At 55.7% G+C, this 22,540-nt stretch carries 16 protein-coding genes; 9 read left to right on the plus strand and 7 right to left on the minus strand.

Going from position 1 to position 22,540, the window contains the following annotated elements; translation table 11 throughout:
* Positions 1-693 precede the first annotated feature (693 nt).
* Positions 694-1,995: a cation:dicarboxylate symporter family transporter gene (locus PMI26_RS28385; RefSeq protein ID WP_007969986.1), complete on the minus strand. Its 1,302-nt coding sequence runs from the start codon at positions 1,993-1,995 to the stop codon at positions 694-696.
* A gap of 469 nt (positions 1,996-2,464) precedes the next feature.
* Between PMI26_RS28385 and PMI26_RS30220 the strand changes: the two genes are divergently transcribed.
* Complete coding sequence (locus PMI26_RS30220; RefSeq protein ID WP_007969988.1) at positions 2,465-3,871, plus strand: MmgE/PrpD family protein; 1,407 nt, start codon at positions 2,465-2,467, stop codon at positions 3,869-3,871.
* Between the two features lie 1,010 nt (positions 3,872-4,881).
* Here PMI26_RS30220 and PMI26_RS28380 read toward each other — a convergent pair.
* Positions 4,882-5,898: a DNA-binding protein gene (locus tag PMI26_RS28380; RefSeq protein WP_007969991.1), complete on the minus strand. Its 1,017-nt coding sequence runs from the start codon at positions 5,896-5,898 to the stop codon at positions 4,882-4,884.
* A gap of 78 nt (positions 5,899-5,976) precedes the next feature.
* On the opposite strand from PMI26_RS28380, the gene PMI26_RS28375 reads away from it, so the two are divergent.
* Positions 5,977-7,083: a site-specific integrase gene (locus PMI26_RS28375; RefSeq protein ID WP_033047306.1), complete on the plus strand. Its 1,107-nt coding sequence runs from the start codon at positions 5,977-5,979 to the stop codon at positions 7,081-7,083.
* A 119-nt stretch (positions 7,084-7,202) separates the two neighbouring features.
* On the opposite strand, the gene PMI26_RS31275 is transcribed toward PMI26_RS28375, so the two are convergent.
* From PMI26_RS31275 to PMI26_RS28370, 3 genes are all read right to left on the minus strand, one after another.
* Positions 7,203-8,093: a hypothetical protein gene (locus PMI26_RS31275; protein WP_338009678.1), complete on the minus strand. Its 891-nt coding sequence runs from the start codon at positions 8,091-8,093 to the stop codon at positions 7,203-7,205.
* 140 nt (positions 8,094-8,233) lie between these two features.
* A complete protein-coding gene (locus PMI26_RS30055; RefSeq protein WP_007969995.1) occupies positions 8,234-9,079 on the minus strand; it encodes a TniB family NTP-binding protein in 846 nt (281 codons plus the stop codon).
* Positions 9,080-10,690 carry a Mu transposase C-terminal domain-containing protein gene (locus PMI26_RS28370; RefSeq protein WP_007969996.1) on the minus strand — a complete coding sequence of 537 codons (1,611 nt, stop codon included), beginning with the start codon at positions 10,688-10,690 and terminating at the stop codon, positions 9,080-9,082. It lies immediately after the preceding gene.
* A gap of 424 nt (positions 10,691-11,114) precedes the next feature.
* Between PMI26_RS28370 and PMI26_RS30225 the strand changes: the two genes are divergently transcribed.
* Positions 11,115-11,549 (plus strand): class I SAM-dependent methyltransferase, encoded by a 435-nt coding sequence (locus tag PMI26_RS30225; RefSeq protein WP_081500921.1) that lies wholly within the window; start codon positions 11,115-11,117, stop codon positions 11,547-11,549.
* A gap of 466 nt (positions 11,550-12,015) precedes the next feature.
* Here PMI26_RS30225 and PMI26_RS28360 read toward each other — a convergent pair whose 3' ends face one another.
* Positions 12,016-12,879: an MBL fold metallo-hydrolase gene (locus tag PMI26_RS28360; protein WP_007969998.1), complete on the minus strand. Its 864-nt coding sequence runs from the start codon at positions 12,877-12,879 to the stop codon at positions 12,016-12,018.
* Positions 12,880-13,029: 150 nt separating this feature from the next.
* Between PMI26_RS28360 and PMI26_RS28355 the strand changes: the two genes are divergently transcribed.
* Positions 13,030-14,133, plus strand: coding sequence for a CaiB/BaiF CoA transferase family protein (locus PMI26_RS28355; protein WP_007969999.1), 1,104 nt, complete (start codon positions 13,030-13,032; stop codon positions 14,131-14,133).
* Between the two features lie 69 nt (positions 14,134-14,202).
* Here PMI26_RS28355 and PMI26_RS28350 read toward each other — a convergent pair whose 3' ends face one another.
* The gene (locus PMI26_RS28350) at positions 14,203-15,210 is read right to left on the minus strand and encodes an AraC family transcriptional regulator (protein WP_007970000.1); all 1,008 of its coding nucleotides are present in this window, start codon (positions 15,208-15,210) and stop codon (positions 14,203-14,205) included.
* 368 nt (positions 15,211-15,578) lie between these two features.
* On the opposite strand from PMI26_RS28350, the gene PMI26_RS28345 reads away from it, so the two are divergent.
* From PMI26_RS28345 to PMI26_RS28325, 5 genes are all read left to right on the plus strand, one after another.
* Positions 15,579-17,051 (plus strand): flavin monoamine oxidase family protein, encoded by a 1,473-nt coding sequence (locus tag PMI26_RS28345; protein WP_007970001.1) that lies wholly within the window; start codon positions 15,579-15,581, stop codon positions 17,049-17,051.
* Positions 17,052-17,159: 108 nt separating this feature from the next.
* Complete coding sequence (locus tag PMI26_RS28340) at positions 17,160-18,611, plus strand: arylsulfatase (RefSeq protein WP_007970003.1); 1,452 nt, start codon at positions 17,160-17,162, stop codon at positions 18,609-18,611.
* A 212-nt stretch (positions 18,612-18,823) separates the two neighbouring features.
* Positions 18,824-19,207: a c-type cytochrome gene (locus PMI26_RS28335; protein WP_007970005.1), complete on the plus strand. Its 384-nt coding sequence runs from the start codon at positions 18,824-18,826 to the stop codon at positions 19,205-19,207.
* A gap of 57 nt (positions 19,208-19,264) precedes the next feature.
* Positions 19,265-21,049, plus strand: a complete 1,785-nt coding sequence (locus tag PMI26_RS28330; protein WP_007970007.1) for a DUF1302 domain-containing protein — start codon at positions 19,265-19,267, stop codon at positions 21,047-21,049.
* Between the two features lie 9 nt (positions 21,050-21,058).
* Complete coding sequence (locus PMI26_RS28325) at positions 21,059-22,420, plus strand: DUF1329 domain-containing protein (RefSeq protein ID WP_007970009.1); 1,362 nt, start codon at positions 21,059-21,061, stop codon at positions 22,418-22,420.
* The last annotated feature ends 120 nt before the right edge of the window (positions 22,421-22,540 follow it).

The following is a 22,540-nucleotide window of genomic DNA, read 5'->3' on the forward strand; positions in this document are numbered from 1 at the left end:
AAGTCATTCCGAAGATTTTGCCAGAGCAGCCTAAAAGCGACGATAGGCTCATCGGACAATTACACGGCCTGGGCTGGAGCGGCGGTTGGCAAACAAATAAACACAGTGCAACTGCACCGCACGGAACACGGTGATCACCCGCCAGACCGGTTTCGGTACCGGCGCGTCTGTCCATCGTCCCGGTGGCGAGCCAGATGGAGTCGATGTAGATCATCGCTACTGATCTCGACGAAAGGTCGCGCAGACAGCCGCGCTTTCGGTCGGCCAGTTCACTTTGACAGTGTCACGCTGGTGTGGGATTTCAACGCAGATATTCGTTGATGCAGCTTGCGAATTTGTTCCGGTTAACTGCATGGGGAACGGAATAAAAAAAGTTTGCAGTTCCGTGTTTTTTGCGCTTGCATTCGAATCCATTTGTGGACGAGGTTCGCGTTGAGGCTATCGCTCAGCACGACACCGGCAATCGAGACACCGGTCTGAGCGCACTCTCGGATAGAGTACCAGCTTAAAAGGCTAAAACTGGTGTCCACTTAAGCATAGATGCGCAGCTTGCGCTTTGTAGGGCTGGGTAGATGACTTGCCGGAAGGATACGGGACCTAATTTACCGATCCTTCCTGCATTCACACGTGTATGAAATTAAAGCAGTCGTGCCAAATCACATTTCGAAAATCACTGGCCTGCGTCGAAGAAAATTACAGCGCTGCATTGGGTGTTCGTCCAAGTGTGCGTTCATATTCAATCTGTGCTGTCTGTTCTGAAAACTCTCCCGCCCATCTAGATACCACCACGGTAGCCACACTATTACCGATTGTATTGCAGATTGCATTCGCCATGGACATAAACCGATACACTCCAAAAATCAATGCGAGCCCCTCGACCGGCAACACCCCGATCGCACTCACCGTTGCCGCGAAAACGACAAAGCTGCCGCCATTGACTGTTGCTGCTCCTTTGGATGTCAGTAGCATAATCGCTAGAATCCCTAGTTGCTGGTCCCAGCTGAGTGGAACGCCATACGCATTGGCAATGAATAACATGCAAAGCGACATGTAAATAGAAGTGCCATCAAGATTAAACGCGTAGCCTGTTGGCAGCACCAAGCCAACGCTCTGCTTGGAGCAGCCAAATTTTTCAAGCTTTTGCAGAAGACGAGGTAGGGCACTTTCTGACGAGGCAGTGCCTAAAACGATTAGGATTTCGTCCTTGATGTACTTCAAGAATCGCCACAGGCTGAATCCGGACATACGGCATATCACACCTAAAATAACGAAGATAAAAAAGGCGACAATGACGTAGAACATAAGCACAAGATTTGCCAACGACATCAACACTGCACTGCCGTTACTCCCGACGGCGTAGGCAACGGAACCGAAGGCTCCGAGTGGAGCAAGTTTCATAATCAAGTTGATGAACTCAAAGAAGCATTCAGAGATCCGAGTTAATCCGTCGTCAATAAAGTTTCGACGTTCCGGCTTAAGAGCCAAAAGGGCGAAGCCAAATACGACAGAGATAACGAGCACCTGGAGCATTTGCCCACCTGAGAACGCCCCCACAAAATTATCTGGAAAAATTCCAAAAAAGAACTCCATGGTCGATGTGGGGGCATGGGCCTTGGCCACTGCCGAGTTGGCCGCCGCCGTTGCAGCGCTACTGGGGTGGGCGCCATGCATGTTGGCACCGATATCGAGCAGATTGCCCCACAGGAGTCCTATGGATAATGCGATCGTTGAAACAACTTCAAAATAAACTATCGCCCTCACGCCTACCTTACCGACTCGTTTAATATCTCCCGCGGAAGCGATACCCTGAACTACTGTAAAGAACACCAAAGGGGCCACGGCAGTCTTTATTAGCTTTAGAAAAATATCTCCAAGGATTTTGAACTTAGTCGCTAGTTCCGGTGAGAGGAACCCTAAAGCGATACCCAACCCCATGGCAGCGACAACCTGAAAAGTCAGGTTTTTGTAAATCGGTTTTCTTTTTTTTATGGCCATGCAAGTAGTCTCGTTATTTTTGTAGTTGGAAAGTTATAATTAATCGCAACAGATTAAGTCCTGATCTCTGATCTCGACGACCAAGGCAGAAATAGTCACGCAGCGACTCAATTACAAAGTTAACGCAAGCTGCAGACAATCGAGTTTTACGCATCACCAGGTTGAGGAAAAATCAATCTAGAGGAAGAGTGGTTTATAAAGAGGATATTTTAACTCGTCCCTAGTCGGTTGAGCTTTTTTCAAACGAATCAAGACTTTAATTCGCTTGAGCTTTCGTGAGCATTGCTGGACCCTTTCCTAGGGTAGTTCTCACTTAGGATAATTGACTCGAACGTATTAAAAATTGCGGCACATGATTCTGATTCGGAAGAAATTCGAATTCAGGGGCATTTAAGTAGCTTGCGCGGTTGATAATTTTGGTTTCGGCAAACTTCTGAAAAGCGGGAAATCACATTTCGGTTAGGGTATTATGGAAAATAAAAAAGAAAATATCACCTTTGAGTTGGCTTCTTTAGCAGTTAGCATCCGGTTAGAAAGTATTCCCCCACACGTACTGGGTATTGCTCGCCAAGCTGTACTTGACTGGCTGGGTGTGAGCATAGCCGGTGCCGATGAGTCAATTACAGATAAGCTTGTCGAGTTTATGGTGTCTGAAGGAGGTCACCCTCGCTGCACTCTTATAGGCAATCTGGATCGTCTTCCAGCCTCTGCGGCGGCCTCGATCAATGGCACGGCATCGCATGCGCTAGACTACGACGACGTAAATTTTTCCGTTCCTGGCCATGCCTCCGCGCCAGTGCTTGCAGCGGCGTTAGCGCTTGGCGAAGAAATTCATGCCAGCGGCGCACGCCTATTGGAGGCGTTTATTGCCGGTTACGAAATTTCCTGTCGAGTTGGCCAGTTGATTGCACCTAATCATTATTCGAGCGGCTTTCACGCGACAGCAACAATGGGCTGTTTCGGAGCTGCTGCGGCGGCTTCTCGTTTGCTAGGACTTGACGCGGACGCTACGTCACGGGCACTGGGGATTGCATCAACTCGTGCGGCAGGTTTGAAGGCAGCATTTGGATCTTCATGCAAGGCGTTGCAGGTAGGAGAGGCTGCACGTAGCGGTCTTGTAGCCGCGATGTTGGCTCAGAAAGGGGTTGATGTGCCAGAGGACATGATAGGTCATCGCCTTGGCTTCGCCCGGACGCACTCGTCCGATTGGGCTGAACTTTGCGCACTGAGGTCTCCTCGTTATGTAGCAGACTTCGCTGTGAAGACCACGGACGAAGCGCCTGTTTATGACTATCATCTGGAAACCAATCTTTTCAAATACCACAACTCATGTTACGAGACTCACTCAGCTATTGAAAGCGCACTCTACCTCGCTCGCACTGAGAATGTAGAGGCATCCAATGTTGTTGCGCTAGATATTCACGTGAACCCACATTGCGACGATATCTGTAATATTGCTTGTCCTTTAACGCCGCTGCAGGCCAAATTCAGCCTTAAACATACGGTGGCGATGGCCTTGCTCGGCAAAAACACAGCAGACCCAAGTGCTTTCAATGACGAAAACGTAGCAGATCCACAGATTCTGGCTTTGCAAGAATTGACACAAGTGATTTTCGATCCGGGATTGCGAGTACCGGAAACCATAGTGCGCATCAAGTTGCGAGACGGACGTGAAGTAGAGCGGAAACATGATTCGAGCCGTCCGGAAAATGACCTCAATGCGCAGAAAAAGCGGCTCACTAACAAGTTCCGGGCATTATGTGAAGGGCATCTTCCTTTATCAATAATTGAAGAAATAGAACGGAATGTTTTTGAATTAGAGTCCCTAGTTAATATTTGTGAGCTAGTACGCCTAACGGCTAGAACTGCGCGTTAGCGCCAACATAACTGCCAAAGATGCAACGAGGTATTGTCACAGAGGATACTCCCTGCAGGCAACGGGGCGATAAACAAATAGAATCTCAAGAAAAAACACGCCTAAGAGCTAATGCCGGTTAGTTAAGCTGACTGGCATTTTTGTTTTTGATCGGATACTTCGGGGAGGGGGGAGCCGGATAGCTCGAGTATAAATGCGCTCTCCCGGTGAAGCGACAAGACATAGTGTGGGGCTGAGGCATGCAATTCGGCGAGATATTTGGGCATGCTCCCCGAGCGATCCGCATTAACGCCGTTGATAATCCCCAGGATCGCCCAAGTACACGCAGTGAAACTCAGTTCACACGGATGGATGCCCGGAGCGTTTCGATCAGCTACTCCGATCCACAACAACTGACCGCGCTCCAGCTCTACATGGTGGTGGCACCGGCCGTAAAGTACCACCCCAAATCACCACTTCGCCCTCCACAGTCACTAACGCTCGGCCCTTTTCATCCTTCTTTTTGGTTACACCTGAGTCCTTGGTTTTTGACATACACATTCACTTGGAAAGTTGCCTACGACGGCGCAGTGAAGATATCAAAGAAAAGGGATCAACAAACGCGAGACACTGGCCTGCGCAATACCGATGCGTACGGGGTGACTCCGCTGCAGATGCACCCGGACTCAGCTATAGACCTCTTTCCTAGCGCCAAGTCGACGCGCAACACTGGAGCCAAACCAAATCCTTGTAGTGAGGGGGGGCAGCAACTCAGGGGGGAGTTCCCGTGCATGGCAGTCTTCTCTGCGGATCGACGCCGGTGACGCGTTGGTCTCACAAGTCGAAATCCCTCGCCTAGTAGCAATCGCATCACGTACGCGCGAAAATCAGAGGCACCTAGCCCGAGTTGAGCCCAATTTGTGAGCGGGCACAACTGCCTGAGGAAGCTTGCACCGAGGGGGACGCTAATTGTTGTCGCCATTCACCCCAAACACCATCTCCACCGCCGTTTGTTGACCGCTGCTGGTGTCTCAGCTGGTTTTAAGCGGCGCTTTGCGTGGACGTCTAGGGCGCTCTGCAGTAGTTGTACTCCGGTTGGCAATGCCCAATTGTTCGCCCAAGGTCTCTGCGCGGGCGTGCGCCGCAGCGGCTTGTTCGCGAACATTGGTCAACTCCGCTTCGGCGCGCTGCAGGCGCTGTTGTAGCACCTGGTACTGTCCAGCCGCGCCGGCGCCCGCCTGACGGTTCTGCTCCAATTGTTCGCGCAGGACATGGGCTTGAGCTTGGGCGCTGGCGCGCTGTTCGCAGACTTCGGACAGGTCTCGCTGGCTGGTGAGCAACGTCTGCTGCATGGCCTGCAAGCGGCCATTGGCCTCCTTAAGCTGAGCGCTCGCCGCTTTGCTTTCCTCGCGGGCCCGATCGACCTCGCGGTGCGCACGATCTTCGACGCTACGGACGTAGGTCTCCTGGGCCACGCGCTCCTGCTCGACCTTGAGCCGCTGCGCCTCAAGTTCCTGCTGCAATGTCTGGTTGTGCTGCTGAACTTCGCGGCGCTCGTGCAGCATGCTTTCACGCTGCTGTTGCAGGTCCTCGATCTGCGTCTGACGCTGCGCCAACAGCAGTTCCAGGTCGGCCAGGCGCAACTCGGCTGACTGACGCCCAGCCAAGGACTCGGCCGCCTGCTGGCGATATTGCACAGCGTCCTGACGCGCCCGGTCTTCGACCGCCGCCACCCGTTCGCGTTCTGCGATCAACACCTGACGTTGTTCCGCTAGCGCCTGCTCGGCGACACCCTGCGCCAGGTGAATCGCCTGCTGCCACACCGCGACAAAGGCCTGCGACACCTCACCCGGCAGTGCCGGCAGGCGGGTCTCGCCATTCAGACGCTCGGCCAGGCGCGCCCACCATTGATCGAGCAAGCCGCCGACCCGTGCCGGACTGCCGCGCCCGAGCTCCAGGCGTACGCGTTCAACCGTCGGTCGCTCGCCGCGGGCCAACACCGCATCCGCGGCGGCAAATACGTCGTGTTCGGGTACCCCTACTGCCATGGCCCGCCTCCGGCTATATTAGGTCTGATAAGAGAATGTTATCCGATGTTATTTCTTGAATTATGGAATTATAATACGTTGAACGTAATAGATCTTACAGATCAATTGTCTTTGGTCGACGAAACCCCGCTGGACCTGCATGTCCTCGCGCTCAGCGCCCAGGAAGCGGCGGCAGCATTTATCGCCGCCGGCACCGCGGCCAACACCGTGCGCAGCTACCGCAGTGCCCTCGCCTACTGGTCGGCCTGGCTGCAGCTGCGCTACGGCCAGGCGCTGGGTGACGCGCCGCTGCCCGTTACCGTGGCCGTGCAGTTCGTCCTCGACCATCTGGCCCGGCCATTGGCTGACGGCAGTTGGGCGCACCTGCTGCCTCCGTCGATCGACGCCGCGCTGGTCGCCGCCCGGGTCAAGGCCAAGCTGGGGCCACTGGCGTTCAACACCGTCAGTCATCGCCTGGCGGTGCTTGGTAAATGGCACCGGCTCAACGAGTGGGACAGTCCGACCGAGGCGCCGGCGCTGAAGACCCTGTTGCGCGAGGCGCGCAAGGCCCAGTCACGCCAGGGCATGAACGTGCGCAAGAAAACCGCGATCGTGCTCGAGCCGTTGCAGGCGCTGCTCGCCACCTGTGACGACGGCGTGCGCGGCATTCGTGATCGGGCGCTGCTCTTGCTGGCCTGGAGTGGTGGCGGCCGGCGCCGTTCCGAGGTGGTCGGCTTGCAAGTGAGCGATGTGCGCCAACTGGATGCCGACACCTGGCTCTACGCCCTAGGCGTCACCAAGACCGACACCAGCGGCGTTCGTCGGGAGAAGCCTCTGCGGGGTCCGGCAGCAGCGGCCCTTTCTGCCTGGCTGGCCGTCGCCCCCGCTGACAGCGGCCCGCTGTTTCGGCGGATGTATAAAGGCAACAAGGTTGGAATCACGCCCCTATCGGTAGATCAAGTGGCGCGTATCGTGCAACGCCGGGCGAAGCTGGCGGGCTTGGAGGGGGATTGGGCGGCGCACAGCTTAAGATCAGGCTTCGTGACCGAAGCTGGGCGCCAGGGCGTGCCGTTAGGCGAAATCATGGCCATGACCGAACACCGCAGTGTCAGCACGGTGATGGGCTATTTTCAGGCGGGTTCGCTGCTGAATAGCCTCGCTGCAAATCTACTGACTCAGGACTCGCAGGAGGATTCGGATACATGATCAAGTTATGCATACGATTACGCATCTTTAAAAAAAAAGGATTATGTCTGTGTGAGCCAACCCCGACGTGAAGCCGGCATTCATCATTGAGAAAACTTCGACAGCGCCGTGCGACCCACCTATCGGTCATACTCTGGCCCTCTGATAGTCGATAGAAACTCTTCCAGCCGAGCGTAGATATCCAAGCCGCCGACTGGTGGGATATTTAGGAACAGCGACGCATACCACTCCCTCTCCGGCTCGCTCAGAAGCTCCAGGACTGTAGCTCCGGCTTCTTTAGGGTTGCTGGGAAATAGGCCAGAACTATACGACGCTGCATCTCCTAATTTCTGCAGTTGCAGCTCATCATAAAAGCCCAGCACGACGCCAAGCATAATTAGCGCTGCTTTCCGTTGTGTTGAATTTGAATTTCTTGCGCCGTGGTACATACATAAACTGTAATGATAATCTCTATGAGTTATAGGGACCTGAGGTGCATAGCTAAATGCTACCCTGGCGATCCCGCAGTATCGTTGATCCGTGCGCAGCGACAAAAAACTACTCAACAGATCACGGATTAGCTTTGTTGCGCCTGCATTGCGGGCGATATCATTTCGTTTGGTGTAAAGCCAATTCTGAACCTTGAAACCTAAAAACTTTAATGTTGCGAATTCATATTTTATTCTGTCGCCTCTTCTCTCGTAATCAAAGCCCGAAAAATGCGCGAACGACTCCCAGGAGCGATATAGTCCATAATTTTCTCGGGTAGTCGTGAGGAGGGTTTTATGCGTTGAGCAATATGCTACATCAAACCGACACCATGCCCTCCTCCAATATGGAGCTGAACGAAGCTTAACATCCTCATCAAGACACTGCCTGCAGAAAGAATTCCTGCTAGGTATACTCATGACTATATCTTTTGGGTGCATAGCAAAAAATGCCTTGCAATAAGAATAGTCTATACCGAAACGAGAACAAAACGTTTTAAACATCTCACCAAAACTAAAATCGTAGTCAATGCCGTTTCGCACGGAGTTTTCTACGTAACATTCGACAGCGTCAATAGTTAAGACGCACTTCCTGCTGACTGCGCATCGGAACAGCCATGAAGATAACGTTTCGTCGCTATACGGCTGAGGAAACCCTCTAAGCCTTCTATACTTTTTGTTTGTTAGTAATCCCATCTGCGAATGAATCCCTCGTTCATGCTTTCCACCGTTATCTTTTCTTCTCCATTCGTAAGTGCGTGGATTGCTCCAAACTTAATAGCCTTCAACACCTCATCCATGGTGCCCCTGGTGTTTGTCAAGAGATAATTTACAATTTCCGCAGAATAAAGCTTAGAAGCTTTACGAAGTGGTAAGTTTTCTTCGATCGACGCAAGAAAACTCCTAAACTCATCACCTTCAACCCACGGTAATAGCTTAAGAATTTCGAACCGTCTTTCGAGCTGGGGATCCTGCTTAAGCGCATTTACTGCTGAGAACGTACCGAAACCCATGACCCTCAGATGATAGGGTGGTCCGGAAAGCGTTTTGAGCAAAGAGAGATTCTTTCGTTGCTCGCCCAATTGTGCCAGCAACGCATCATGGAATTCGTCAATGACGATCGCAGATATTTTTCTAAGTTGAAGATATTTCTCCAATCCGTTCGGGATTTTCCCGGCCCCTCCTTGTGCTTTTAGCGGTACGCCCAAAGCCAAAAGCAATAAATCTCGAAAACGTAGATTGTCAGGATTTTCCGACAGACTTGCGAAGGCTACGACGCCATCGACTGCGGCGTACTTACTGCTTATTCTACTGATTATGCTGGTTTTCCCGGCGCCACCCTCTCCACAGACAAGGAGGCAAGGTGCAGGAGTTACACCCCGAGCACTGAGCATGTTTTTAACAACCCGTTCCACCCGTGAACACTGTGGACAATCCACCCAAATATTCTTATTTATAATTTCGATTCTTTCAAGAACCCCATACATCGCAAACGAGCGCTTGGCGTCTTTTATATGTGAAAGGTCCATTCAGCCCTCGCTATTGAAGGGAGTAGGTTTTTTTGAATAGTCAATACTGACTGTTGAGTGAACCTCTACAGGCAATCGAGGACCATGCTCCCTTATTATTGCTTGTTGCCTTCTTTCTTTTCTGGTCGCAGCTTGTGAGCTCACTACTATCTCATCTGCATTTTTTTTAAGCTTTACCCTTCCCTCCTCCGTAACCCATCGAGTTTTAGATTTTTCTTGTTGATTCAACCCACCAATACGTGCGCTTTCTAGAAGATTGTCATTCTGAGCAAGATCTGAAAATGGCACATTTATGTATTCGTCATTCAAGCGCGCCCAGATTCTTCTCATGGATAATGGGTTGTACTTTATCAAAACGTCCTTCCCGACGTAAGGTGCCAAATCTGGGCAGTAATAGTAATTATTTTTGAAGCGCAAGCCCTTTGGATTAATAGTGCGCCTATCCTGGGGGAGGAAATCGATAGTTAATTCAGCCTTCTCGTTACTTGTTAGAATATTTGGATTATGCGGACCAAAGTAATCGAGCCATGCGTCTCCGGGAGTTTTTTTTATAGCTGAATGTTCAGTGCAGTGATAAATTGCAACTTGCGTAGCAAACCACCGGGAAAACTCTAGGAAGGTCATGCACGATTTTTTCTCACTGTCGTAACCCTTTCTCACTTTCGTATTAGAGAAAGTCGTGCCAGGCAAAAAGTGAACCTCCCCCATGAGAGTACCTATCAATCGTTCTACGTGCCCTCCGTAGTGTTTTTTACCACGGGGCCGCCAGTTCAGATCAATTTTATTTTTTGCGCATGCTTTCTCCATGCTAAGCGATCTAAACTCTTTCGCATTATCCGAGTTGATAGCTTCAGGTTTTCCGGAGAAGGGGTAACTGATATCTTCACAGCCTATCATTGCTAAATAATCTGCTTTATTTGCTACCGCAAAGGCTATCGTTGCGGCCACCGAGACGGATGACGGGTTATGCCAAGATAGATAATAGGACAGTATCACCCGAGTTTTGACATCAATTAGCACGGTAAGCCAAGGCCTACCGAGCGGCGCCCGATCATCATCACATAGAATAATATCGACACGCGTGTGATCAATCTGTGTCACTTGCAGAGGCCGACTTAATCTGAGGCGGCCAGGTTTCATTGCTAATTTATCATAGGCATCCGCAGCGCCGTATTGTAGCTTCCGCAGTTCTAGCGGACTGATGGAGTGAACTCTCTTCGCCACAGACCCCAGACTCGGTATGGGCAAGCTCGATTCTATGCACCTATCCTTAACGCGCTTCCACACGGCCGATGGCCCGGCTACTCTACTTGTTAGCTTACTCTTAATGGAGTCCCTAATAATATCCTCAACGGCTTCAGCAAGTTGACTTTCACCTTTTTTTCGGCCTCGTTTGGTCGGAATCAGGGCAGTCGACCCAGAGCTTTCATCATATTTATGAATAAGCTTGTAAAACGTTGTTTTCGAACAGGGGATTAGGCCCAGTGCACTTTTATATGTTATTTCTTTATCTAAGTACTTTTGAATTACATCATTTCGACGCTTGGCCTCTTTAAGTTCTTCAAACTCCACCTCTTCGCAGCGCGCGCTCCTATTTTTTTTGCTTCTCATCGGCTCACCTCGTCGATATTGGGCAGTAAGAATAAACTTTTTTGCGCGCGCGCCGCATACCCTTCGAGTGCATTTCCCGAATTTTTTTTTGCTCGAGACAATAAACTACGTATAATATTACTTTAAACGAAAACAACTTTTGAAAGAGGGAAAAGCAGCCACCGAAGGCAAACTAAGAGTTTTTCCCTCTCTAGATAATATAAATAGATAGAATTCAGTGGGTTAGGTGTTTTTCAACATTTAAAACATCTTCAGATTCAGTAAATTCGGCAGAAAGCTAGCTATTCGAGGTTTTTCCGTTTTTAACTGCTAGAACGAAATATATCCTTATAAATCATACATATAACTTCGGTACCTGCTTTAAGTGGTGATCACAGTTGCGGCTGGTCATGTCCTCGACATCGGCTGTGGCTGTGCCGAACCCATGGCTGGTTACTTGATCGGCGCGGGACACGCTGTGTCTGGCATTGATTCGTCCATGGCGATGATCGCCTTGTGTCGGCAACGTTTTGCGCAGCACGATTGGCATGTGGCCGACATGCGCCAATTGGCGCTTGAACAGCGTTTCGCTGGCATTCTGGCGTGGGACAGTTTCTTTCATCTGACGCCTGAGGATCAGCGTCGAATGTTCCCGATTTTCCAGGCCCATGCCCAACCTGGTGCCGCTCTGATGTTTACCAGTGGAACGGCCCATGGCGTTGCGTTGGGCAGCTTCGAGGGTGAAACGCTTTATCATGCCAGCCTGGACCACGATGAATATGTTGCGTTGCTCGATGCCCATGGTTTTAGGGTCGTTGAGCAAACAACGGAAGATCCGGCTTGTGGTGGGCATACGATCTGGTTGGCTGTTTTTGGTTAGAAACGTCCCTTTGCCCTACTCGTTTGTATAAGTAATTCTTATAACTAAACTAAACAACCATTTAGTTGAGTTATATACTTTACCAACGCAGAAACGAGCACCCTACTGCTAGCTGAGTGGTGTTCTTCAAGCGCTACCCCCCCCTTAAAAGGTGGTGTTTCCATCGCTGTGATGGCCAACAATTGGGAACTGTCCGGCTTGGTGCTTACATCAAGTCGAAACAAAAGCGTCGATATATCAAGTTTGGTACCAGCCTGTTGATTGTCAGCGACTTACAGTTTTCGTAGGCGCAGGTTCCATTTTGGCGGTGCGGGCGGTCACCCTCCTCGGCTAAATGGTCTGCCCCTACTTTTTATTTGCCAGACAGGGCTGGTTGGCCGCTTGGTCGTTCAGGCCTGATACTGCACTGCAATAAGAAAAAAACGCCGCCATCGTGAGATAAGCGGCGTTTTTTTTGCAGCCTCGCTCAGGCCTCGAATCGGCTGAACGAAGCGTGCTGGTCGAAGGGCGTGTAACGTGCCTGCCGATCGCGCGTGACCTTGATCATGGCGATCTCAGGATCCCGGGAAAAAAACAACCGACCGCCGCTTGCCACCAGGTGGTCGAGCAGGCGCTCCTTCTCGCCGACTACGCACTCTGGATTGCGGTCGTAGGCGCTGGTGATATCCAGGTCAAGCCAATGGATGCCCGGGATCAGGTCGCCGGCATACACCACCGGACCGCCCGGCATAGCGATTTCAGGCACCAGATGTCCCGGTGTATAGCCATCACAGACATGCAACTGCCAGCCATCGCCGAGCTGGTCACAGCGGCCGCCATTGACCAGCACCAGGCGGCCACTGTCCTCGAGGCGGTGAATGATCGGCGAGACAAACTGGCCCCTGTCACGCGGATGCGGGTGCCGGGCACGCTGCCAATGGCGTTCACCCACGATGTAGTGCGCATTTGGAAACAGCAGGCGCGGCATCTCCCCTTCCCTGACCAGGCCAGCCAGTTCAGTTGATAGCTGCGCATGCAGATGAGGCAGTACGACCGCATCGATATCACCTTCGCCAAGCCCGAGTTTGGCCAGGGTGTCCAGCAACCCCGGAGCACGCGGCTGACAACGGCAGGTTCGTGGTGGTGGAGCCAGAAGCGCCTCGGCTCCGGCGACTATCAGGATATTTTTGCCGGCCTGCTGCACCAGCAGGCCGCGCGTGGCGAGGTCCACCAGGTTGTCCTGATCGGGCTTGATCCAGTTTGCCCAGCGCAGACGCGGCGTATTGCCAAAGACAATGCCACCGTCAAGTTTGGTGTTTCTACCGGCCAAGGTGGAAATGCTGCGGTTCACGATGCTTACCTCTTCAGACTGGCCATGGACGTGTTATCACCTGCAGCTTGAACCAGTGCCGTGAACTGCCACCCACCCCCAATGAGTGGGGTTGGGCGTTTTGTCCGAACGCTATCATCGATCTGTACTGAACTTTCAATGGAGAGCGCTATGCAGACGAAACAAGGGCCGCTGTCGGGCCTTAAGGTTCTTGAAATCGCGGGGCTTGGGCCTGGACCCTTTTGTGGAATGCTGCTTGCCGATCTTGGCGCAGATGTGGTGCTGGTGGAGCGTGGCGCACAGACTGCTGACGAAATCGACATGGGCGCAGGTGCTATCTATAAGCGCGGCAAACGCTCCGTCGGGGTTGATCTCAAAAGCCCGGAAGGCATCCAGACCGTACTGAGCCTGGTAGAACGCTGTGACGCCCTGATCGAAGGCATGCGTCCTGGCGTGATGGAACGCCTGGGCCTCGGACCGGATGTTTGCCTGGCGCGCAATCCGCGTCTGGTCTACGGCCGCATGACCGGTTGGGGTCAGGATGGTCCGCTGGCCCAGGCCGCCGGGCATGACATGAACTACATCGCGCTGGCCGGTGCGCTGTGGTATGCCGGCCAGCCCGGGCAGGCACCGATTGCACCGCCAAGTCTGGTGGGTGACGTGGGCGGTGGTGCGCTCTACCTGGCCATCGGTTTGCTCGCCGGCGTCATGAACGCTCGCACTACCGGCAAGGGCCAGGTCATCGATGCCGCGATCGTCGATGGCTGCGCCCACATGCAGAATTTGCTGCTGAGCGCCAAGGCCGGTGGTCAATTGCCCAACGAGCGCGGGCAAAGCGGGCTCGATGGCCCGCACTGGTACAACACTTACCTTTGCGCCGACGGTAAGTATGTGTCCGTGGGGTCTTTGGAACCGCGTTTCTATGCTCTGCTGCGGGAGAAGCTTGGCCTGGGCGACGACCCGGAAACCGCCAACGGCTACAACCCGAAAACCTGGCCGCAGCTGCGGGAGAAATTCGCTTCGATTTTCGCCCGGCGTACCCGCGAGCAATGGTGTGAAATCCTCGAGGGGACTGACGCCTGCTTCGCCCCGGTACTGAACCTGGATGAGGCAGCGGACCACCCTCACCTTCAGGCTCGCAAGGTATTCGACCGCGAAAATGGCATGCTCCAGGCCAACCCGGCACCTCGCTTCAGTGGTACGCCGGCTGGCAGGCCGGGCCCGCTGCCTGTACGTGGCGAGCACACTGAACAGGTGCTGCGCGACTGGCTCTGAGGCAACGCCACAACGACAATGCCCATATCGCAGGATACGGGCATTGTCGTTTAGGGGCTGTTCGTTGTTTTAGCGAATATGCTGACGAAACTCGCGCGGACTGAGCCCGGTCCAGCGACGGAAAGCCCGGGTAAACGAACTGGCCTCGGTGTAGCCCAGCCCCAGCGCGATGTCGTTGATGCTGCGGGCGGAGTTCTCCATGTATTCCAACGCCTTGGCAATGCGGATTTCCTCGACCAGCGTGTTGAACTCCAGGTCCTGTTCTTGCAGTCGGCGTTGCAATGTCCTCGCACTGAAACCCAGTTGCTTGGCGATCGCGTCGAGGCCGACGTGGCCTGCTCGCAGATTGCCGGCAATGGTCTGACTGATGCGTGACGTCAGTTCGGTATCCGCCAGGCGCTTCTTGCGCTGTTCTTCCAGAAACGGCTGTAACGCCTGGAAGAGGCGCTCATCGGCCGTGACCAAAGGCTCTTCGAGCATTGCGCTTGGCCAGATCATCACATTGATGGATTGGCCGAACCGCAATGGACATTGGAACGCCTGCTGGTGGAGGCTGATGTCGGCGGGCTGTGGATGGGCGAAATCGACCCGCAGCGGGGCGAACTTGTTATTCGTGACTTTGCACAGTGTGGCGTACAGCCCGGCCATCGCAAACTCGGCATCCTGTCGGCGCCGCGTAATACTCGGGTCGGTCAGCTGGTAGTGGACTTCCACACGTCCACCGCGCAAGTACCAGGTCAGCTCATTGGCGTGGGCATGTACCACCAGGTAGCGGCTGATGAAGTTGAGCATGGCGCGGACATCCCTGGCACTGCGTGCAGCGTGTCCGAAGGCGCCCAGATAGCTTCCCGAAGTCGGCGGACTCAGCTGCCCCAGGCCCATGCGCAACCCCAGGCAGGGGTCGACATGTTCGGCAGTCGTCTCCAGAAGCTGAACGTAACTGCTCAGTGGTACCTCGCTGTCTGCGCGATCGACGACATCCTGACTCAAGCCAACGGACTCCAGGTAGGGCCTGAAGATCTCGCTATGCCGTTGCAGCAGCGTCTCGCTGAACACCGTGTAGTTGCCATGAGACATGATGGGCCTCTTGCTCGGATCGCCTTGAAACACGAGCCATTACACTCCAAACATCGCCACCTCTCTACCCCTAATAAAAGGGGGGCGTCCCTCGCCCCTCGGGGTGTCATCGTTCTGTAGGAGCGAGCTTGCTCGCGATGGTCGCTGACGTTAACGCACGCTTGCTGGATAACCGCGGTGTTCCGGGGTTCATCGCGAGCAGGCTCGCTCCTACAGGGGACTAGCGAAGACGCAAATATCCCGGTGCGTTGTGGCTGGCGTCAGATGTCAGATTGCCTGGCGCCGTTAGGCGATTCTTGGCGGGGCCTCTCTGTCACCGTTGTGCGCTAAACGCCCGAGGGCGATGACAACAATAAAGAGGTTGGGCTATGACGGAGCGTGAAGTGAACACCCAGTGTGGCGTCAGTCGGCGCAGGTTTTTGCGCGATGCCGGGGTCGTCAGTGCAGCTGGCGCGGCGGTGGCTGTGGGGGCGGCGCACATCGATGGCGTGCAGGCACAAGAAAACAACCAGGGTTGCAAGAGCGCTGGCTGCGATTACGACGTGGTGGTCATTGGCGGTGGTTTCGCCGGGGTGACCGCTGCCCGCGACAGCAGCAAGCACGGCTACAAGACGCTGCTGCTGGAGGCGCGCAATCGCCTCGGTGGCCGTACGTTCAGCAGCGAATTCGCCGGCCACAAGATCGAACTGGGCGGCACCTGGATCCACTGGACACAACCCTTTGTCTGGGGTGAAGTCGAGCGTTACGGCCTGCAACTCAAGGAAACCCCCGAGCACCACGTACCGGGCAAGGACACCTTGTCGGTGATCCACGAGGGCAAACGCATCGAACTCGCGGGCAAGGACTTGATGAGCGCCGTCGAGGGGATCTATGCCTACTTCGCCGAGGCTCGCAAGCTGTGGGAGCGCCCCTACGACGCCAAGTACACCTGGAACCAGCTCAGCGCCGTGGACGCGATGAGCGCGACCGACCGTTATGCGCAGCTCTCGCTCACGCCGCTGCAACGCACCGTGGTGGACGCCTACATCGCAGGCATTTCGCACACCACGAGCGACAAAGCGTCCTATGCCGACGTGCTGCGCTGGTGGTCTCTGCCGGGCTGGGAGCTGTCGCAGTTCAGCGATTCCCTCGGTCGCTACACCTTCAAGAACGGCACCATCAGCCTGATCAACGCAATGATCGCGGACGGCCAACCCGAAGTGCGCCTGTCGACGCCGGTGGCCAAAGTTGAAGACAAGGGCGACCGGGTGCTGATCACCACCCAACAGGGCGACACCATTGTGGCCGGCGCCGTGATCGTCGCCGTGCCGATGAACGTGCTGCCGCGCATCGCTTTCTCCCCTGCCCTGGACCCGGCGCTGGTAGCGGCCGCCAAGGAAACCCATACCGGCAGCGGGATGAAGGTGTTCGTGCGGACCAAAGGCAAGCTGCCTGTGGAAGGTAAATACACGGGCATCGCCGACTCGCACCAGCCACTCAGCCTGGTGACCACCTATGCCAAGGCCGACGACCACACCCTTTTCGCCTGCTTCGGCAGCGACCCGGACAAGCTCGACGTCCAGGACCGCGACGCCGTGCAGCAGGTCTTCGAAAGCTTCTTCCCGGGCATCGAAGTGACGGAATGCTACAGCTATGAGTGGACGCTCGACCCTTATTCGCGCGGCACCTACTGCAGCTACAGACCCAACTGGCTGGGCAAATACTACGACCATTTCCAGCAGGATCGCGGTCGGGTCATCTTCGGTCAGGGCGACCATGGCGAAGGCTGGCGCGGCTTCATCGACGGCGCGATCAGCGCCGGTGGCAAGGCCGCCAAGCGCACGCAGACGTTGCTGGGCTGACGCATCACATCCTGAGTGCCGAGCGTTGGACGAATCGTCTTGCAGGCGAGGCAAGGCGATTCGGGTAACGCATCCGCAGCGAGAAAAACCGATCCCGAAGGAATGTCGATGAACTCCATAGCGTCCATTGCTGCGCTCACGGCAGCGCTACTGAACGTCCCTGCCCCGGCTTTCGCACAGCCGGCCAGTCCCAACATCGTCGTCATACTGATGGACAACCTGGGCTACGGCGAACTCGGCGCATACGGCGGCGGCATCCTGCGTGGTGCGCCAACACCGCGTATCGATGAACTGGCTGCCGAAGGCGTGCGCTTCACCAATTTCAACGTCGAACCGCAGTGCACGCCGTCGCGCTCGGCGCTGATGACCGGGCGCTTTCCCATTCGCTCCGGTACCTACAAAGTGGTCGGCGGCGGTGCGCCGGATGGTTTGACGCAATGGGAAGTCACCCTTGCCGAGTTACTGTCTGATCGCGGCTACGCCACCGGAATCTGGGGCAAATGGCACCTGGGCAGCAACGAGGACCGTTTTCCCACTCACCAGGGTTTTGATGAGTGGTACGGGATACCGCGCACCTATGACGAAGCGATGTGGTCGGCCGCCGATGACACCGACAACGAACAGCCGGCCATTGGGCGCAATCAGGGCTGGGACGAGTCACTGGCACCTGCGCAATACATCTATGAAGCACGCAAGGGCGAGCCGGCCCGCAAGGTGGCCAGGCTGGACTTGGCGACCCGGCGCACGCTCGACGCGCAAGTCGCCACCCGCGCGGTGGACTTCATCCAGCGTAATGCCAAGGCGGGGAAACCCTTCTTTGCCTATGTACCGTTCTCCCTGGTGCACATGCCCACCCTTCCCAACCCGGAATTCGCCGGCAAGACCGGGAATGGTTCGTGGGCCGATGCGCTGGCCGAGATGGATCATCGCAGCGGGCAGATTCTCGATGCGATCAAGGCGGCGGGCATTGAAGACAATACCCTGGTGGTTTTCGCCAGCGATAACGGAGGTGAGGCGACCTACCCCTGGCAAGGCGCCAACGGCCCTTGGCGCGGCAGCTACTTCACCGCCATGGAAGCAAGCCTGCGCGCGCCGTTCATCCTGCGCTGGCCGGGGAAAATCAGCGGTGGCCGCGTCACCAATGACGTCGTGCACATTGTCGACCTGTACACCACCCTCGCCCATGTGGGGGGCGCACAAGTGCCGCAGGATCGGCCGATTGACGGGGTGGATCAGTTGGACTTCTTCACCGGCAAACAGGAAAAATCCAGCCGCGAAGGTTTCCCGGCCTATGTGGCCGACCGGTTGACGGCTGTCAAATGGCGCAACTGGAAATTGCACTTCATCTGGCAGGAGAACATGTACGACCCACCGCAGGTGTTGCCCGTGGCGAAAGGCATCAACCTGCTGACCGACCTGCGCGAGGAGCATGATGTCCTTGCGCAGAACACCTGGATCGTGAGGCCAATGATGAAAATCGTCGGGGATTTGAAGGCGAGCCTCAAACAGTATCCACCGATTGAAGCCGGGACACCGGATCCGTACAGCCCACCGAAATAAACATCAAAAGATCGCAGCCTTCGGCAGCTCCTACAGAGGATCGCGTACACCTGTAGGAGCTGCCGAAGGCTGCGATCTTTTGATTTTGATGATTGGCGCCGAAAGCTAGAAACCCTGTCGCCATCCAGCGATTCATCCGCCCCCTTCAACTGCCACCTTATCCGCACTTACTCCACAACGGCGGTAAGACCCGGTTAGCAGTGGGATACACGATGCAGACAACCATTCGCGGATTGGCATTGGCCATCCTTTCCAGCGGTTTCGCAATGGCACATGGCATCAGCCAGGCCGCGGAGTGCGACGCCAGTGCTGGCCAACAAGTGTTCCAGACCAAGTGCAGCGCTTGCCATGCGCTCGACGAAAGTCGGGTGGGGCCCAAATTGGCCGGGGTCGTCGGTCGCCCGATCGGCTCGGTGCCGGGCTTCACCTACACGGCAGGCCTGGCCGTTGCAAAGTCAACGTGGAACGTCGAGCAACTCGACCAATTCCTGACAGCCCCGGCAAAGAAGTTTCCTGAAACCGCCATGGCCTTTGGCGGCCTGCGCAAGACCGAGGAGCGCCAGGCAGTGCTGTGTTTCCTGCAGACAAAGAGCTGACGCGCAGCCACTGCCCTCTGCTCAACAACACAAGACAACAACAATAAGGACCACCCAGTGCACAGCAAAATATTCAATCGCTGCCTGTTGGCGGCCGGGGTTTCGGCCGCGACCATGGGTCAGGCGCTCGCGGTCGACTTCAACATCGGCGAGATCCAGGGCCAGTTCGACTCGGCACTGTCGATTGGCGCCAGTTGGGGCACCCAGGCGCCGAGCCAGAAACTGATCGACACCACCAATGGCGGCAGCGGCTTCTCCTCCGGCGGTGACGACGGCCGACAGAATTTCAAGAAAGGCGAGACCTTCTCGAAGATCTTCAAGGGCGTGCATGACCTTCAGTTGACCTACGGAGACACCCGCGCCTTTGTGCGGGGCAAATACTGGTACGACTTCGAGCTCAAGGACGAGAACCGTCCGTTCAAGCCAATCAGTGACGACGGCCGCGACATGTCCGCGCGGTCTTCCGGCACAGAAATACTCGACGCCTTCGTGGCGCAGAAATACTCCATTGCCGATCGCTCCGGGGATGTTCGCCTGGGCAAACAAGTCGTGAGCTGGGGTGAAAGCCTGTTCATCGGCAACTCGATCAACTCGATCAACCCGCTCGATGTCGCGGCCCTGCGCCGCCCCGGCGCGGAGATCAAGGAAGGTCTGATTCCGGTCAACATGCTCTACGTGTCGCAAGGTCTGACCGACAATTTGAATCTCGAGGCCTTTTACCAGCTCGAATGGCAACCCTACGCCCTAGACAACTGCGGCACGTTCTTCGGCGCCGATCCGATCGCCAAGGGTTGCAACAACAACTTCACCGCCGGTCTGGCTGAAGTCAAACCGCTCGAACCCATAGCCGCCGCGGCAGGGCTGGGCTTTGGCTTCAATGGCCGTGAGGGTGTGTTCGTCCCGCGCGGCAAAGACCACGAGGCGCGCGACGGTGGTCAGTTCGGCCTGGCGTTGCACTGGCTCGGTGACGGCACTGAATACGGTGCCTACTACATGAACTACCACTCGCGCACCCCGACCCTGGCCCTGCGCCCGGCGAGTGGCGTGACCAACTTCATCAACAACGTGTTGCCCACCAGCGGCCTGGGCCCGGACGAACAATTCGCCCTGGGCCTGGCGACCGCTGCCGGTAATGGCAGCTACTCTCTGGATTACCCGGAAGACATCCACCTCTACGGCCTGAGCTTCGCGACCACGCTGCCCGATGGCACGGCCTGGAGCGGCGAGATCAGCTACCGGCCCAATGCCCCGATAACGATCAACAGTGCCGACCTCGGCGGTGGTTTGTTGAACCCGGCCTTCCGCGCGCTGACCGGTTCGAACGCCGAATCGACCGTCGACGGCGAAGAAGGCCAGGTCATCCAGGGGTATCGCCGCAAGGAAGTCACCCAGGCGCAAACCTCTTTCGTGCATATCTTTGACCCGATGCTGGGTGCTGACTACCTGAGCGTCGCCAGCGAAATCGGCGTTACCCACATCGGTGGCCTCGAATCGCTCAACAAGCAGCGTTACGGCCGGGATTCAGTGTACGGCGACGTCAACCAGGGCGGGCGCAACGGTTACTACACCACCTCGTCCTGGGGCTACCGCGCCTACGCCAAGCTGGCCTACACCAACGTCTTTGCCGGGGTGAACCTGACCCCGAACCTGTTCTGGTCCCATGACGTTTCCGGGTACAGCCCAGTGTTTACCGAGGGTTCAAAGTCTGTCGGCCTGGGCCTCGATGCCGATTACCGCAACACCTACACCGCCAGCCTCAGTTATACCAACAACTTCGGCGGCGATTTCAACACTTCGGTCGACCGCGATTTCGTGGCGCTGAGCTTCGGCGTTAACTTTTAAGGCTTGATAATGAACAAGACAATTCAGAAAGGTTGCATCCTGGCACTCAGCCTGTTGGCTTGCCATGTCATGGCGGCTGTACCCGCTGGCGAGGCCAACAAGCTTGGCACTGAACTCACTCCGCTCGGTGCCGAGAAATCGGGCAATGCCGACGGCAGCATTCCGGCATGGACCGGCGGCCTGCCGAAAACGGCGGGCCAGGTGTCGGCCAACGGTTTCGTCTCCGACCCGTTCGCGGCGGAACAACCGCTGTTCGTGATCACGGCTGCCAATGCCACGCAGTACCAGGCCAAGTTGACCGATGGCCAGTTGGCGCTGTTCAAGCGTTATCCGCAGACCTACAAAATCCCGGTCTACCCGACGCATCGTACGGCGTCGGTACCGCAGGCCATCGCCGATGAGGCCAAGCAGAATGCGTTGAAAGTCCAGCCGACCAACAAGGGTGACGGCGTGGCGAACTTCCATGGGTATTTCGCCTACCCGATCCCGAAGAACGGTGAAGAAGTCGTCTGGAACCACATCACCCGCTACCTGGGGGGCAGCGCACGCCGCAGCTATGTCCAGGCCACTCCGCAAGTAGACGGCGCCTACACCCTGGTGCGTTTCGATGAAGAAACCATTTATCCGGAGAGTGTCCAGGACCTGCCCGCCGAACGCGCCGATAACCTGTTGTATTTCTACAAGCAGCAAGTCACTGCACCCGCGCGACTGGCCGGCACCGTGGCGCTGGTCCACGAGACGCTCGACCAGGTGAAGGAACCTCGTCTGGCCTGGGTTTACAGTGCCGGGCAACGCCGGGTACGCCGCGCGCCTCAACTGGCCTATGACGGCCCGGGCTCAGCCTCCGACGGTCTGCGCACCGCCGATAACCTGGACATGTTCAACGGTGCTCCGGACCGTTATGACTGGAAGCTGGTGGGCAAGAAGGAAATCTACATCCCGTACAACAGCTACAAACTGGAATCTCCTGCGCTGAAATACGATGACATCGTCAAGGCCGGCCACATCAATCCGGACCACACGCGTTACGAGTTGCACCGTGTCTGGGAAGTCGTGGCGACACTCAAGTCGGATGCACGGCATATCTACTCCAAGCGCCATATGTATATCGACGAGGACACCTGGCAAATCGTCGAGGTCGATCACTATGACGGCCGTGGCCAACTGTGGCGCGTCGCTGAAGGTCATCCGCTGTTTCGCTACGACCAGCAGACTACGTACGCTGCCGCTGAAACGCTGTATGACGTGATTTCCGGACGCTATCTGGTCCTGGGCTTGCGCAACGAAGAGGCGCGCAATACGCAGTATGGGCTGACGGCGAAGGTGTTTGACTACACGCCGGCGGCCTTGCGTACTGATGGGTTGCGTTGATTGACGGGTTGCAGGTGAACCCGCAACTGTTCACTTGGCCTCCAGGCTGATTGTGGACCGGCATGCTCTTGTGCCGGTCCTTCTCAGGGGGCCTGACGATAAGATCAAAAGATCGCAGCC

The organism is Pseudomonas sp. GM33, from assembly GCF_000282295.1.
GTDB classification, from domain to species: Bacteria; Pseudomonadota; Gammaproteobacteria; order Pseudomonadales; family Pseudomonadaceae; genus Aquipseudomonas; species Aquipseudomonas laurylsulfatiphila.

Excerpts from the sequence above, each read along its gene's own strand:
- PMI26_RS28385 (WP_007969986.1), bottom strand. The coding sequence starts at position 1,995 with ATGGCCATAAAAAAAAGAAAACCGATTTACAAAAACCTGACTTTTCAG.
- PMI26_RS30220 (WP_007969988.1), top strand. The coding sequence starts at position 2,465 with ATGGAAAATAAAAAAGAAAATATCACCTTTGAGTTGGCTTCTTTAGCA.
- PMI26_RS28380 (WP_007969991.1), bottom strand. The coding sequence starts at position 5,898 with ATGGCAGTAGGGGTACCCGAACACGACGTATTTGCCGCCGCGGATGCG.
- PMI26_RS30055 (WP_007969995.1), bottom strand. The coding sequence starts at position 9,079 with ATGGACCTTTCACATATAAAAGACGCCAAGCGCTCGTTTGCGATGTAT.
- PMI26_RS28370 (WP_007969996.1), bottom strand. The coding sequence starts at position 10,690 with ATGAGAAGCAAAAAAAATAGGAGCGCGCGCTGCGAAGAGGTGGAGTTT.
- PMI26_RS30225 (WP_081500921.1), top strand. The coding sequence starts at position 11,115 with ATGGCTGGTTACTTGATCGGCGCGGGACACGCTGTGTCTGGCATTGAT.
- PMI26_RS28355 (WP_007969999.1), top strand. The coding sequence starts at position 13,030 with ATGCAGACGAAACAAGGGCCGCTGTCGGGCCTTAAGGTTCTTGAAATC.
- PMI26_RS28350 (WP_007970000.1), bottom strand. The coding sequence starts at position 15,210 with ATGTCTCATGGCAACTACACGGTGTTCAGCGAGACGCTGCTGCAACGG.
- PMI26_RS28345 (WP_007970001.1), top strand. The coding sequence starts at position 15,579 with ATGACGGAGCGTGAAGTGAACACCCAGTGTGGCGTCAGTCGGCGCAGG.
- PMI26_RS28340 (WP_007970003.1), top strand. The coding sequence starts at position 17,160 with ATGAACTCCATAGCGTCCATTGCTGCGCTCACGGCAGCGCTACTGAAC.
- PMI26_RS28335 (WP_007970005.1), top strand. The coding sequence starts at position 18,824 with ATGCAGACAACCATTCGCGGATTGGCATTGGCCATCCTTTCCAGCGGT.
- PMI26_RS28325 (WP_007970009.1), top strand. The coding sequence starts at position 21,059 with ATGAACAAGACAATTCAGAAAGGTTGCATCCTGGCACTCAGCCTGTTG.